The 11,955-nt window shown below is 69.8% G+C and carries 16 protein-coding genes; 9 read left to right on the top strand and 7 right to left on the bottom strand.

Translation table 11 applies throughout. From position 1 onward, the window contains the following. Nucleotides 1-17 precede the first annotated feature (17 nt). Together ACZ8ZB_RS17455 and ACZ8ZB_RS17450 are read right to left on the bottom strand one after the other, a co-directional pair. Nucleotides 18-227: a DUF397 domain-containing protein gene (locus ACZ8ZB_RS17455; RefSeq protein ID WP_470738626.1), complete on the bottom strand. Its 210-nt coding sequence runs from the start codon at nucleotides 225-227 to the stop codon at nucleotides 18-20. Then, nucleotides 224-1,099: a helix-turn-helix domain-containing protein gene (locus ACZ8ZB_RS17450; protein WP_470738625.1), complete on the bottom strand. Its 876-nt coding sequence runs from the start codon at nucleotides 1,097-1,099 to the stop codon at nucleotides 224-226. The genes ACZ8ZB_RS17455 and ACZ8ZB_RS17450 overlap by 4 nt, the downstream gene beginning before the upstream one ends. A gap of 157 nt (nucleotides 1,100-1,256) precedes the next feature. Between ACZ8ZB_RS17450 and ACZ8ZB_RS17445 the strand changes: the two genes are divergently transcribed. From ACZ8ZB_RS17445 to ACZ8ZB_RS17425, 5 genes are all read left to right on the top strand, one after another. Continuing rightward, nucleotides 1,257-1,688 carry an ATP-binding protein gene (locus ACZ8ZB_RS17445; protein ID WP_470738624.1) on the top strand — a complete coding sequence of 144 codons (432 nt, stop codon included), beginning with the start codon at nucleotides 1,257-1,259 and terminating at the stop codon, nucleotides 1,686-1,688. A gap of 292 nt (nucleotides 1,689-1,980) precedes the next feature. Then, complete coding sequence (locus ACZ8ZB_RS17440; protein WP_470738623.1) at nucleotides 1,981-2,922, top strand: helix-turn-helix domain-containing protein; 942 nt, start codon at nucleotides 1,981-1,983, stop codon at nucleotides 2,920-2,922. A gap of 96 nt (nucleotides 2,923-3,018) precedes the next feature. After that, nucleotides 3,019-3,645 (top strand): DUF6932 family protein, encoded by a 627-nt coding sequence (locus tag ACZ8ZB_RS17435; RefSeq protein ID WP_470741515.1) that lies wholly within the window; start codon nucleotides 3,019-3,021, stop codon nucleotides 3,643-3,645. After that, complete coding sequence (locus ACZ8ZB_RS17430) at nucleotides 3,560-4,099, top strand: hypothetical protein (RefSeq protein ID WP_470738622.1); 540 nt, start codon at nucleotides 3,560-3,562, stop codon at nucleotides 4,097-4,099. Before ACZ8ZB_RS17435 ends, ACZ8ZB_RS17430 begins: the two co-directional genes overlap by 86 nt. After that, nucleotides 4,084-4,491, top strand: coding sequence for a hypothetical protein (locus ACZ8ZB_RS17425; protein WP_470738621.1), 408 nt, complete (start codon nucleotides 4,084-4,086; stop codon nucleotides 4,489-4,491). Before ACZ8ZB_RS17430 ends, ACZ8ZB_RS17425 begins: the two co-directional genes overlap by 16 nt. Nucleotides 4,492-4,540: 49 nt before the next feature. Here the strand turns inward: ACZ8ZB_RS17425 and ACZ8ZB_RS17420 are convergent, their stop codons facing one another. Beyond that, on the bottom strand, nucleotides 4,541-4,750 hold the full coding sequence (locus tag ACZ8ZB_RS17420) for a hypothetical protein (protein WP_470738620.1): 210 nt from the start codon (nucleotides 4,748-4,750) through the stop codon (nucleotides 4,541-4,543). Then, nucleotides 4,737-5,081: a hypothetical protein gene (locus tag ACZ8ZB_RS17415; RefSeq protein WP_470738619.1), complete on the bottom strand. Its 345-nt coding sequence runs from the start codon at nucleotides 5,079-5,081 to the stop codon at nucleotides 4,737-4,739. The genes ACZ8ZB_RS17420 and ACZ8ZB_RS17415 overlap by 14 nt, the downstream gene beginning before the upstream one ends. A 123-nt stretch (nucleotides 5,082-5,204) precedes the next feature. On the opposite strand from ACZ8ZB_RS17415, the gene drmC reads away from it, so the two are divergent. Next, nucleotides 5,205-5,867 (top strand): DISARM system phospholipase D-like protein DrmC, encoded by a 663-nt coding sequence (gene drmC, locus ACZ8ZB_RS17410; RefSeq protein ID WP_470738618.1) that lies wholly within the window; start codon nucleotides 5,205-5,207, stop codon nucleotides 5,865-5,867. A 150-nt stretch (nucleotides 5,868-6,017) separates the two neighbouring features. On the opposite strand, the gene ACZ8ZB_RS17405 is transcribed toward drmC, so the two are convergent. Continuing rightward, the gene (locus ACZ8ZB_RS17405; RefSeq protein WP_470738617.1) at nucleotides 6,018-7,361 is read right to left on the bottom strand and encodes a pectate lyase family protein; all 1,344 of its coding nucleotides are present in this window, start codon (nucleotides 7,359-7,361) and stop codon (nucleotides 6,018-6,020) included. 305 nt (nucleotides 7,362-7,666) lie between these two features. Between ACZ8ZB_RS17405 and ACZ8ZB_RS17400 the strand changes: the two genes are divergently transcribed. From ACZ8ZB_RS17400 to ACZ8ZB_RS17390, 3 genes are all read left to right on the top strand, one after another. Further along, entirely contained in the window at nucleotides 7,667-8,557 is an 891-nt protein-coding gene (locus tag ACZ8ZB_RS17400; protein WP_470738616.1) for a hypothetical protein, read from the top strand. Between the two features lie 82 nt (nucleotides 8,558-8,639). Then, on the top strand, nucleotides 8,640-8,774 hold the full coding sequence (locus ACZ8ZB_RS17395) for a hypothetical protein (RefSeq protein ID WP_470738615.1): 135 nt from the start codon (nucleotides 8,640-8,642) through the stop codon (nucleotides 8,772-8,774). A gap of 122 nt (nucleotides 8,775-8,896) precedes the next feature. Continuing rightward, nucleotides 8,897-9,262, top strand: coding sequence for a PH domain-containing protein (locus ACZ8ZB_RS17390; protein ID WP_470738614.1), 366 nt, complete (start codon nucleotides 8,897-8,899; stop codon nucleotides 9,260-9,262). Between the two features lie 61 nt (nucleotides 9,263-9,323). On the opposite strand, the gene aspS is transcribed toward ACZ8ZB_RS17390, so the two are convergent. Together aspS and ACZ8ZB_RS17380 are read right to left on the bottom strand one after the other, a co-directional pair. Beyond that, a complete protein-coding gene (aspS, locus tag ACZ8ZB_RS17385; RefSeq protein ID WP_470738613.1) occupies nucleotides 9,324-11,087 on the bottom strand; it encodes an aspartate--tRNA ligase in 1,764 nt (587 codons plus the stop codon). A gap of 203 nt (nucleotides 11,088-11,290) precedes the next feature. Beyond that, on the bottom strand, nucleotides 11,291-11,911 hold the full coding sequence (locus ACZ8ZB_RS17380) for a hypothetical protein (protein WP_470738612.1): 621 nt from the start codon (nucleotides 11,909-11,911) through the stop codon (nucleotides 11,291-11,293). Nucleotides 11,912-11,955: the final 44 nt, after the last annotated feature.

Genomic DNA, 11,955 nt, shown 5'->3' with positions numbered 1-11,955 from the left:
TCCGCACAGTCGGAGGCTCAGCTTCCCGATGCGTGTGCCACGAAGTCGGCCCACGCCCGGCGCGTGAGCGCGAGCTGAGGGCCACCGGTGTTCTTGGAGTCGCGGACGTGCACGGCGCCGGGGGTGAGAGCGAGCTCGACGCAGGAGTTGCCGTCGTTGCCGCTGCTGTAGCTGCTCTTGAACCACGCCAGCTCGGAGGCGTCTCCGGCAGTGGTCTTGCGGGTCATGTCTCTCCCAGCAGTTGTTCGACGAAGGCCAGCGACTCCCGTGGCGAGAGGGCCTGAGCCCGGATGGTGCCATACCGCAACTCAAGGATGCGCAGGTGTTTGGGTTCCGAGGTCGGCCGACCGTTGAACGCACCATCGGAACGGCCCACTGCCGAACCGTCTGCGAACTTCAGCAGCTCGATCTTGCCGTCCATGCCGGAGTGCGTCTCGCAGTTCAGCGGCATCACCTGAAGAACGACGTTGTGCAGCCGACCCACCTCCAACAGACGTTCGAGCTGCTGGCGCAACACCATTGTGCCCCCGATCGGGCGACGCAGAGCCGCTTCTTCCAGGACGAAGCTGAGCGCAGGCGCAGGTGAACGCTCATAGATCGACGAACGAGCCGCGCGTGCGACCACCATCCGCTCCACCTCCTCCGGGGAGTAGGGAGGCTGCATGGCTTCGAACAGGGCGCGTGCGTGGTCGGGGACCTGCAGAAGTCCGTTGATGCCGTTGCTCTCGTAGATGCCGATCTCTACCGCCTGGGCCTCCAGCTTGGCCAGCTCCCGAACTGTTTTCGGATACCGGACCTTTTTCACGTCCTCCCAGGCCGCCGCGATGAGTCCGCCCGCGTCCAGCACCTCGTCGGCCCTGTCCAGGTACTCCTGCCGGGGAATCCGCTTGCCGCCCTCGACCTTGTAGACGAGGTCGTCCCCGTACTTGACCGCCGCCGCGAAGTCGGCGACCCGCATCCCCACGGCCTCCCGCCTCAGCCTCAACTGACGGCCCACCGTGGTGAGAACGGCCACGCCCCACTCGTCGTCCGGGTCCACCTCCCACCCCGGTTCGTCCGTCTCGGTCCGGAGCCGTACCGCCTCGCCGTCCACCGACATGCCGCACCCCTCTGTCGTACCGCCGTGCTGTGCAACGCCCTTACTCGTAGGCCGGTTTTTCCGACGGTCCGGACAGCGGCCGACAAGCACCGACAGTCACCCTACGTACCGGGTCCGTCACTGTTCACGGTAAGCACGTCCGGCCACCCTCGGTCCCGTGAACAGCGAAAAGTCCACCCAACTTCTGTCATCCGCCGACCACTTCAGCGTGCTCCTGTCACCCACACCCCGCGGCGCCCGCCTCGCCCGGCTGCTCGCCACGGACTGGATGCGCGGCCGGAACCTGCCCCACCGCACCACCGAGGCCGCCGAACACCTCGTCGCCGAGCTCGCCGCCAACGCGGCCACCCACGGCCGGCTCGCCGGACGCGACTTCCGCCTCGCCCTCCTGACCGACGGCGCCACCCTCCGCATCGAGGTCACGGACACCCGCGGTGACGACCTCCCGCACCGCCGCCCACCCACCCCCGACGCCGAGTCAGGACGCGGCCTGCTCCTCGTCGAGGCCCTCGCCGACCGCTGGGGCGTGGAGCTCGGGCCGGCCCCCCGTAAGACCGTATGGGCGGAACTCGATCTCCCTCCACGCTGACCAGCGGAAACGACACCGGCACCGGAACCCGATCGCGTGTGTTCCGGTGCCGTCGGACGTCTTTCCCAAGAACTACGGGAGAGAAAGAAACCCCGCCAAGCCCCACCCCTCCCGCCCACGGCGCACGCTCACTCGCGCGGGTGAACATCACCAACTGGAGTGGATATGCCACAGGTTGTCTGCCCTACGCTCAGCGCAACACGGCACACAGCCCCAGACACGCAAACGGCCCCCGCTGGGAATGACGTCCCATCGCGAGGGCCTGACCACCAAGGAAGAAAGCACCTTCCCGATGGACACCCAAAACACTAGCGTGCGCCCGCACGCCCAGTCCCGTAACGGCGACAAAAACCACCCCTCCCGGCCCGCCCACACGAAGCGGCACCCGGGTGGCGTCACCCACGACAACACCCGCCACACCGCCCGCTTCACGGTGATCGGCAACCACCTCACCCAGCACCCGGACCTCTCCCTGCTGGCGATCGGACTGGCCTGTCACATCCAGTCCCTCCCCACCGGCGCCCCCGTCGGCATCAAGACCCTCGCCGCCCGCTTCCCCGAGGGCCCGACCCGTATCGCCGCCGCCCTGAACGAGCTGGAGACCCACGGCTACCTGCGCCGCATCCGCGAACGCACCCCGACCGGCCGCCTCGTCACCCGCACCGTCTCCTGCAACCAGCCCGGCCGACGCGACACCGCGTCCGAACCGGGCGAGGCACCCAGCCCTCCGGCCCGTCCCCCGACCCGCCGCACGGCCACCTCCCCGCAGCAGGAACCCGCCCGCCGCCGGGCCCTCCCCGCCGTACCGAAGCCCGCGTACGCCTCCCCCGACCTCCTCCGGGCGGCCACCGACGTCCTCGCCGGCCTCCGCCGCGAGGACCCCCGCCTGCTGCTCTCCGCCACCGACGCCGAACACCTCGCGCCCGGCGTCGTCGCCTGGCTGGAGCGCGACCTCACCCCCACCGCCGTACGCAAGGCCCTGGCCGGCGACCTGCCCCTGGAGCCCCTGATCCGGCCCGCCGCCTTCCTGGCCCACCGCCTGACGGCCAAACTGCCGCCCCTCCCGCCCTACCGCGCCCCCGAACAGCCCCCGCCCGTCCGGCACCCCCTCCGCAACTGCGACACCTGCGACCACGCCTACCGCGGCCCCGACCCCCACCGCTGCCAGGGGTGCGCGTCAACGGAGCAGTTCTCCGGAACCGGCGGCGGCCTTGGAGCCGTCCCGGCAGGATGACCCGTACCGCCCCGCTCCGACCGCTGTGACGACGCTCTCCGACACCCGAAGGGACCTCACGTGCCACCCACCTTCGCGGCCAACGGATTCCTCCCCATGGGCCGGTACTCCGTCTCCCTCGACGAAGCGAAGGCCATGCTGGTCGGCGCGCCGAAGTTCCAGGACTCCGTGACACGCACAGCGCTCTGGGACGGCTTGCTCGACTATGTCGACCGTTTCCTCACTCTGGAGGACACCTACGCGGACGTCCTCGCGGGCCTCCCGCTCATCCACCGGATCCGACTCGGCGGCAGTTTCGTCAGTGCGAAAACCGACCCCGGGAACATCGACGCGACCCTTCTGATCGACACCCGGGCCGAGCGTGCGGTACGCGGCAGGCCCGGCTCCAAGTGGCTGACCACCGCATTCCAGAGCCGGGACAGAATGAGGGGTTCGGCGTCTCTCCCCTCCGTATCGGGTACCGGCCGGTCGCCCATATCTTCGAGCCGGAGCGCTTCACACCCGAAGAGCGGACATACTTCACGCAACGGGGTGTGTGGGACGACTGGTGGCAGCGCTGCAGACTGCCCGACGGGAAGGACCGTTCGCCGTCCGAAGAGAGTGCCGCCCCGGCACGCGGATACCTGGAGGTGCGACTGTGACCGGCGACAGCTGGCGCGAGCGCAGGCGCGCGCTCCTTCGAGACGATCCCGGCGAGGCCGAGCGCGCCGCACGCCTCCTTGATCAGCTGGGTACCGAGGACCGGGACGACGAGGAGATCGAGGCGGACCACCGCGCGAGCCGACTGGCGGCGGCACGGGAGTACGCTCCGGACGCCCGGCTCGACGAAGAGCTGCGGCTCCGGCTGACCGGACCGGACACCGACGGCGGGGCTCTCCGCTTCCAGTGGGGCGACGCGCTGCTGCAGCCCGTCGAGCACATGGTCTCGGTCGCCGCGGGCACTCCGGTCCAGTTGGAACTCACCGGAATCTCGGCGGGCAGCACCGTGGTGCACGCCCGCCCGGTCACCGCCCCCGGCGACGCCACCGAAGCCGACGCTCTGGACGCCCCGCCACGTCCGCCGCCTCCACCGGCCTCGGCACCCTCACCACGCTGCTCGACGCCCTGGAGTCGGAACGTGACGTCCGCTCATGGGCGCAGCTCTTCGACGCGGTCGAAGCCGTGTCCCGGGCGCTGAGCCGGTATGCGCTGGACATGGGCGTGACCTGGTACGACGCCGACGGCCACATGCGTCGCGCACGACTGACCGAGCGGGGCCGGAACTATGTGAGACGGCTCCGGGAGACCAAGAACCGCGATCAGGAGATCGTCATCTCCGGCCGCGTCACGGAGCTGCGGGAGAGCGGCCTCGTGAAGGTGAAGACGGGCACGGCCAAGAACGCGCCCGCCTACGACGTACGTTTCGAGGAGCCCGAGGAACTGCTGCGCATGCGTCCCGGTCTCGGGGACAACGTCCACTTCCGGGTCCGCTTCCGCCAGCAACTGGACTCCATGGATATCGCGCGGTCCACGGAGTACACGTATCTCGGACCGGCCGCCGAACAGACATCGCTGCCGCTCGGACCCTAGACCCGCTCGCCCTGCCGGGCCGCCACCCGCAGCGGCCCGGCAGGGCCCTCTACTCCTGCAACACCGCGAACCCCTCCACGCGCCGCACCCCCGTGCCGCGCGGCTCCGGATCCCCCGTCACCGCGACCTCCAGCCCGCGCCGCCAAGCCTCGGCGGCCTTGCCGACGTCCTCGGGCCGCAGCTCCACCCGGACACGCCGCTGGCGCGGGGCGACCTCGTGGACGAAGGAGCCGTAGATCGTCGCCTCACGCGGGTCCACGTCCCGGTACAGGTTCGTCACCACCCCGGTCAGGACCACCCCCCTCCTCCCGGCCCAGCCGCTCCCGCAGGTCCTTCGCCACCGCCTCCAGCGCGTCGACGTGCCTACGGGAGATCGCGACCGGCGGTGAGGGCTGCTCCATCGGCATCTCGGACGACCAGGCGAAGGACAGCGAGAAGTCACGGCGCTCCTCACCCGCGATCCTCACCAGGGCCTCGCAGAGGTCGGCCGACAGGCCGGCCCGCGTCAGACGCTCGAAACGCGGCACGGAGTCGCCGGTCAGCGTGCGCTCCGCAGCTTCGTGCGCGCAGGTGACGCCCGCGAAGAGCATCCGCGAAACCTTGCGGGCGAAAGGCTCGGCCGGGGACGGACCGTGCCGGATCACTTCTTCATCGGTGAAGAAGGCCCCCTGCACCGCCCGGCTCTCTCTCGATGACCCGGCGTTCCGGCAGTCGTGGAGCAAGCCCTCGGTACGGTCACCGGTCCTGGGGACCCCTCGTGGGGCCGCTTCATCGCGGCCCAGTCCGCCGCGGGACTGGCGCAGCAACTGTCGGAGATCAGCCGTGTCTGGCGCGCCGAAGCTCCGGACATGACCGGAGCAGGGCTGGCGCTCGCCCTTGCCACCGCCCGGTCGCTCCCCCGGCCCGGACCCGCACAGGTCGCGGTGAGCGGACCGATGAGCGCATCCGTATCAGCACGGTTGACCAGTGGGGTCGCCGTGGAGGTCATCCGCTCGGCACACACCTCACTGCTGATCGCCAGTTTCGCCGCCCACGGCGCGCGAAGCGTCGTCACGGAGATAGGACGAGCGGTCGACCGAGGGGCCCGCGTGGACCTCCTGCTCGAAGAGTCGACGCAGGCGGCGGCAGCGTTCGCCGCGCTTCCCGACCGCGTACACGTCTGGCATCGGATCGGCTCGTCGGGCGTCCTGCACGCCAAACTGATCGCGGCCGACCGGCACACAGCGTTCCTGGGCAGCGCCAACCTCACCGACCGGGCCCTTTCCGACGACATCGAGCTCGGTGTGGTGCTGCGTGACCCCCACCTGGTGGAGCCGCTCGTGGATCACTTCCGTTGGCTCCCGGCCGCCGAGAACAATGTCATGCGACCTGCGTGAACCGTCCCGTGGGAGGTTGCCCGGCGGACGCCGTGCGGGGCCCGGGGACGTGTCCCGGGCCCCGCACGGTCCGTGGCGCGGCGGGCCGCGCGGTGTGGGTGCGCGAGGGCCGGGGGCTCGTGGTCTCCCGGCCCTCGCGCGTCTCGGGTGCTACTTGAGCACGCCCGCCCCCGTCGTCGTCGCCAGCGACGCCGGCAGGTTGGCCGCCGAGGCCTCCAGGCCCGCGGTGAGGGTCGGGGTCCAGTTGACCGTGGTCTTCAGGTCCTTGGACGAGGCGGCGTTGTAGGCGGCGACGAGGTCGGTCACCGTGCCGTTGACGAGGTTGCCGGAGCCCTTGACCGAGCCGGTGCCGTCACCGCTGAGGAGCTTGGCGGCCTTCGCGCCGGACGGCAGCTTCCAGTGGTTGTTCTCCGCGACGACCTGGGCCTTGGCGCGGGAGTTGATGCTGTACTGCGGCGTGTACCCGTTGAGGGGCGTGACGTCGTAGTAGTTGTTGTAGATGTGGATCTGGCCGATGCGGGCCAGCGGGGCGCGCTGCATGATGCCCTTCCACACGTTGTGGTGGAGGGAGACGCGCAGCTTGCCGACGCTGTCGGTGTCGCTGCCGCCGATCAGCATCGTCTTGTCGTGGTTGGTGAACTGGTTGTGCGAGACGGTCACCAGGTCGGAGCCCTTGGTGATGTCGAGGGCGCCGTCGTGGATCTGGTACTCGCGGCCGAAGTACTTCGGGTTGGCGCTGTCGAAGTGCGGCGCGTCGGTGAACGTGTTGTGGTCCGCCCACACGTGGGTCGCGCCGCGCAGGGACACCGAGTCGTAGTTGGAGTTCCAGTTGCCCTTGTCGCCGTCGGTCGGGTCCCACTGCGGGAAGCAGTCCTCGGTGGCGGCGAAGGTCAGGTTGCGGACGATGACGTTGTCCACGTTCTGGATCTGGAGCATGGCCCCGGTGAGGCCGGCGTTCGTGCCGGGGACGCCCACGATCGTCGTGTTGGCGGGGACCTTGAGGACGATGTTCTTGCCCTGCTTGGCCTGGGCGGCGGCGCGCGCCTTCTCCTGGGTGCCGGAGGGCAGCTTGGAGCGGCCGTAGGTGGCCGGGTCGTAGGCCTTGAGGTAGGCCGACAGCGAGTATCCGGTGCCGGAGGCGTAGTCGGCGCAGGTCAGCTTCTTGCCGCTGTCGTCGGTGTTGGCGTCGATCATGCCGTTGACCTTGATGATGCGGGGCGTGGTGTCGGACACCGAGCCCAGTGCCTTCACGAGCTGCGCGCGGGTGGAGACGGTGAAGGTGTGGGCGGCGTCGGCCTTCGCGCCACCGGTGGTGCCCGTGCCGGAGGACGCCCAGCCGTCCTTCGCGGCGAGCGTCTGGTGGTACAGGTCGACGGTCCCGGCGTTGGCGTTCATCACGAAGACGCCGGCGCCGGCGCCCGCGGCCACGACGGCCGCGCAGACGACGGCGGCACGACGGGAGCGGAGGGACCGGCGGTGGGAACGAGCAGCCACGAGGCTTCCTTACGGGGGAGGAGCGGGGTTACGCCCTGTCAGTGGCCGCCGGACGGCGAAGGGTTGCCGCGTGCGGAGATTTCTTCTCCCGCCCTTCCCACCACACGATGTCGTCCGGGTCCGCCTCGATGACGCCCCACCCGGTTCCGTTCGCCTCCGGCTGACCACGGGTGGCGGGTGCGGTGCGCCGTCCTGGACGCCGGGGGTGACGCGGAGACACTCAGCCACGGACCGCACCGACCCGATCGGGTGAAGGTCTCGCACATGCCGATGGCACGGCCCATGAGCGCACCAGACTTGCGCTCATGGTCACAGCAACACACGAGGCCTCCCACCGGCTCTTCCAGGAGCACCCGGAAGCCCTCGCCCCCGTCTTCGAAGCACTGGGCCTGCCGCCGCCCGTGAAGACGGACTTCCACGAGCTCTCCCCGGATGTCACCGAGATCCGCCCGGTGGAGCGCCGCGCGGACACCGTCCTGATGTTCGAACCCGACATGGGGGAGCACTTCGTCCTGGCTGTGGAGGCCCAGACGAAGAAGGACCCGGAGAAGGCGAGGAGCTGGGCGTACTACGTCGCGTACCTGCGAGCCAAGTACGACCTGCCCGTGCTGCTGGTCGTGGTCTGCCGCGACCGCTCCACGGCGGCCTGGGCGATGGGTCCCTTCGAATGCACCGTGGGTCCCTGGACGACCCAGGTCACCCGCCCCTTCGTCCTGGGCCCACAGACCGTCCCGGAGGTCACCGACGAGACGGTGGTGGTCCAGCAGCCCGCCCTCGCGGCACTCTCGGCCATCGTGCACAGCCAGAGCCCGCGGGCGACCGCCATACTGGAGACGGTCGCGCGCGGACTCGTGTCCTTCGAGCCGGACATCACGAAGTACTGGTTCGAGGTGGTGGAGGTCGGTCTGGAGTCCACTCCGACCAGGAAGAGCTGGAGGAAGCTGATGCAGAACGTCGTCACCCACTTCCCGGGCCACGGAACGCTCTTCGAGGAGAAGTACCTCGAAGGCAGGGCCGAAGGCGAGGCCAAGGGCGAGGCCAAGGGAATCCTGCGCGTTCTGGAGGTGCGGGGCCTGCCCCTCTCCGACGACGTCCGTGAGCGCATCACCACCTGCACCGACCTCGACCGCCTCAACGACTGGCTCGACCGATCCGGCACGGTGGAGCGCGCGGAGGATCTGTTCACCGAGGACTGACGGGCTTGAGGTCCTGGGCGTCGCCGTTGAGCGGAAGGCGTTGATCCCGCCCGTGTCGGGCTCGTCGGCAAGGAGCATGACGATGCGATCCGTGCCGGGCGCGTTCGTCGGCCGGAAGGCCCAGGAGCCCGGCACCTGGGGTGTCCCGCCCGTCGGATCGACGGTCACGGAGGGCACGGTGCTCCTTCCGCGTCCCGAGGAGACGCCGGCCGCGTAACGCGCTCGCTACAGCACGGGCCCGGAGGAGGGCGAGACCTTCTCCCGGGTCCCTCGCCTTGCGAGGATCGCGTGAAGGCGGCCGAGGTCCGGCCGTCACCACTCACGTGGGGGGACCCGTCCATGGCACTCTTCGGCAACGCGCACACCGTCGATCCGGCCCAGGCGCAGCAGGACTACGCCCGGCTGCTGGGCCACGGCGAGCAGGTGCACGCGGCGTTCCTGCTGATCCGCGACACCATCCTGTTCACCGACCGCCGCCTGATCATGATCGACAAGCAGGGCATCACCGGCAAGAAGGTGGAGTACCACTCCGTCCCCTACCGCAGCATCACCCACTTCGCGGTGGAGACCGCCGGCACCTTCGACCTCGACGCCGAGCTGAAGATCTGGATCTCCGGCTCCCCCACCCCGGTGGAGAAGACCTTCACCAAGGGCGTCGACATCTACGAGGTCCAGGCGATCCTCACCCAGTTCGTGGCGCGGTAACCGCGCGCACGGAGAAGGGCCCGGAACCGGGGTCGGTTCCGGGCCCTTCTCCGCTGCCGGGTTACTTCGGCTGCGGCTTGCGCACCGTCAGGTGCAGCTCCTTCAGCCGGGCCTCCTCCAGCTCCGTCGGCGCGCCCATCATCAGGTCCTGGGCGTTGCCGTTGAGCGGGAAGGCGATGGTCTCGCGGATGTTGGGCTCGTCGGCGAGGAGCATGACGATGCGGTCCACGCCGGGCGCGATGCCACCGTGCGGCGGGGCGCCGAAGCGGAACGCGCGGAGCATGCCGGCGAACTTCTCCTCGACCGTCTCACGGTCGTAGCCCGCGATCTCGAACGCCTTGAGCATGATCTCCGGCTCGTGGTTCCGGATCGCGCCGGAGGACAGCTCGACGCCGTTGCAGACGATGTCGTACTGCCAGCCGAGGATGGACAGCGGGTCCTGGGTCTCCAGGGCCTCCAGGCCGCCCTGCGGCATCGAGAACGGGTTGTGCGAGAAGTCGATCGCGCCGGTCTCCTCGTCCTTCTCGTACATCGGGAAGTCGACGATCCAGCAGAAGCGGAAGACGTTCTCCTCGAAGTGGCCGGCGCGCTTGGCGGCCTCGACCCGCACCGCGCCCATGATCTTCGAGACCTCGTCGAACTCGCCCGCGCCGAAGAACACCGCGTGGCCGGGGGCCAGCGCGAGGCGCTTGGTCAGCTCGGCGACGTTCTCCTCGGTGAGGAACTTCGCGATCGGGCCGGTCAGCGAGCCGTCCTCGCCGACGCGCACCCACGCCAGTCCCTTCGCGCCCTGGGAGACCGCGTAGTCGCCGAGCTGGTCGAAGAACTTGCGGGGCTGGCCGGAGACGTCCGGCACCGGCAGCGCGCGCACGTGCTTGCCGGCGAACGCCTTGAACTCCGAGCCCTCGAAGACGTCGGTGATGTCGACGAGCTCCAGCCGCGCGCGCAGGTCCGGCTTGTCGGAGCCGTACTTGAGCATCGCCTCGCGGAACGGGATCCGCGGGAACGGCGACGTCACGTGACGGCCGTTGCCGAACTCCTCGAACAGCTCGGTCATGAGCTTCTCGATCGGCTGGAAGACGTCCTCCTGCTCCACGAAGCTCATCTCGACGTCGAGCTGGTAGAACTCGCCCGGCGAGCGGTCCGCGCGGGCGTCCTCGTCGCGGAAGCAGGGCGCGATCTGGAAGTAGCGGTCGAAGCCGGAGATCATCAGCAGCTGCTTGAACTGCTGCGGCGCCTGCGGCAGCGCGTAGAACCTGCCGGGGTTCAGACGGGAGGGGACCACGAAGTCACGGGCGCCCTCGGGGGAGGTGGCGCTCAGGATCGGGGTCGCCATCTCGTTGAAGCCCAGCGCCGTCATCTTCTGGCGGATCGCCGAAATGACCGACGTGCGCAGCAGGATGTTGCGGTGCATGCGCTCGCGGCGCAGGTCCAGGAAGCGGTACTCCAGGCGCCGCTCCTCGTTGACGCCGTCCTCGGCGTTGATGGTGAAGGGGAGCGGGGCGGCGGCGCCCAGCACCTCGACCGTGGAGACCTCGACCTCGACCTCACCGGTCGGCAGCTCGGCGTTGACGTTCTCCGCGCCGCGCGAGACGACCTTGCCGTCGACGCGGACCACGGTCTCCTTGGAGAGCTTGTCCAGCGCGTCGTACGCCTCGGTGCCCGGGCGCGCCACGAGCTGCGTGATGCCGTAGTGATCGCGCAGATCGATGAAGAGGATGCCGCCCAGGTCGCGCCGATTGTGCAGCCAGCCACTCAGCCGGACGTCGGAGCCGACGTCAGAGGCGCGGAGCTCGCCGCAGGTGTGGGACCTGTACCGATGCATCGTCGTTCATCCAGCCTTCGCGGATCGGGGTCTTCGTTTCACGTGAAACTCCCCCCAAGCCTACCGGCCGGCCCGTGATCGCTTCTCCGTCATCGGCGGACGGACAAGGGGGAAGTTTTCGACACATCCTCCATGAAGTGGTGCAATGCGCACCGGTGAGCCCCTGCCCGCCCTGGGGGACGTCGTCCCGGGCCGGCAGCCGCTCATCCCACGAGGGGATCCCCGCTCCCGGGGAGCCGGCCGCCCGGCGGCAGGTACCGCAGTCGTCCGTCCGGCTCGGTCACCGGTGTGAAACCGGCGGCCCGCAGACGAGCGGCGCTCTTCTCCCTGAACCGCCGGTTGGCGGCGAAGCCGACCGGCAGGAGGGCCATCAGTGCGGCCCAGACGAGGGCGGCGAGGACCACGGTCATGCCGCCCTCGCCGAACACGAGGCCGACGGACAGGGCGAGCCCCGCGGCGGCGATGCCGGAGAGCAGGATCCGCTGCCTGTCGGTGTACATGGTGGTGAGGTCGAACGTGATGCGGGCCTTGAACAGCTCGACCTCCTCGGGCGCGAGGCGCGGCAGCTCACCGCCGACGGCGGCCCTCGGGTACAGCGCCCGGTTCCGTGCGGCCCGCTCCCGGGCCTCGGGAGCGGGATCGGGCACGATCACGATCACGTACTGCTTCTCCCGCTGCCGTACGTCCGCGTACGCGTATCCGAACTTCTGGGCCATGGCGGCGAACCGGGCGAGCTTCGTCGTGGTCGCCAGGGCGCTGGTGACCTGTACGGGCTCCCCGCTCTCCATCCGCCGCAGCATCTTCCGTATCCGGCGCTCGCTCATCGGTGCCCCGCCCTCTCCTCAGCAGACCGGCCGTGCACGGACAT

Source organism: Streptomyces sp. 12E (assembly GCF_055633275.1).
The sequence above is the reverse complement of the archived record's forward strand: the minus strand, read 5'-3'. Positions and strand labels throughout refer to the sequence as shown.

Coding starts and splice junctions, on each gene's coding strand:
- ACZ8ZB_RS17455 (WP_470738626.1), bottom strand. CDS start 227: ATGACCCGCAAGACCACTGCCGGAGACGCCTCCGAGCTGGCGTGGTTC.
- ACZ8ZB_RS17450 (WP_470738625.1), bottom strand. CDS start 1,099: ATGTCGGTGGACGGCGAGGCGGTACGGCTCCGGACCGAGACGGACGAA.
- ACZ8ZB_RS17440 (WP_470738623.1), top strand. CDS start 1,981: ATGGACACCCAAAACACTAGCGTGCGCCCGCACGCCCAGTCCCGTAAC.
- ACZ8ZB_RS17435 (WP_470741515.1), top strand. CDS start 3,019: ATGGGCCGGTACTCCGTCTCCCTCGACGAAGCGAAGGCCATGCTGGTC.
- ACZ8ZB_RS17415 (WP_470738619.1), bottom strand. CDS start 5,081: ATGCTCTTCGCGGGCGTCACCTGCGCGCACGAAGCTGCGGAGCGCACG.
- ACZ8ZB_RS17400 (WP_470738616.1), top strand. CDS start 7,667: ATGGTCACAGCAACACACGAGGCCTCCCACCGGCTCTTCCAGGAGCAC.
- ACZ8ZB_RS17395 (WP_470738615.1), top strand. CDS start 8,640: ATGCGATCCGTGCCGGGCGCGTTCGTCGGCCGGAAGGCCCAGGAGCCC.
- ACZ8ZB_RS17390 (WP_470738614.1), top strand. CDS start 8,897: ATGGCACTCTTCGGCAACGCGCACACCGTCGATCCGGCCCAGGCGCAG.
- aspS (WP_470738613.1), bottom strand. CDS start 11,087: ATGCATCGGTACAGGTCCCACACCTGCGGCGAGCTCCGCGCCTCTGAC.
- ACZ8ZB_RS17380 (WP_470738612.1), bottom strand. CDS start 11,911: ATGAGCGAGCGCCGGATACGGAAGATGCTGCGGCGGATGGAGAGCGGG.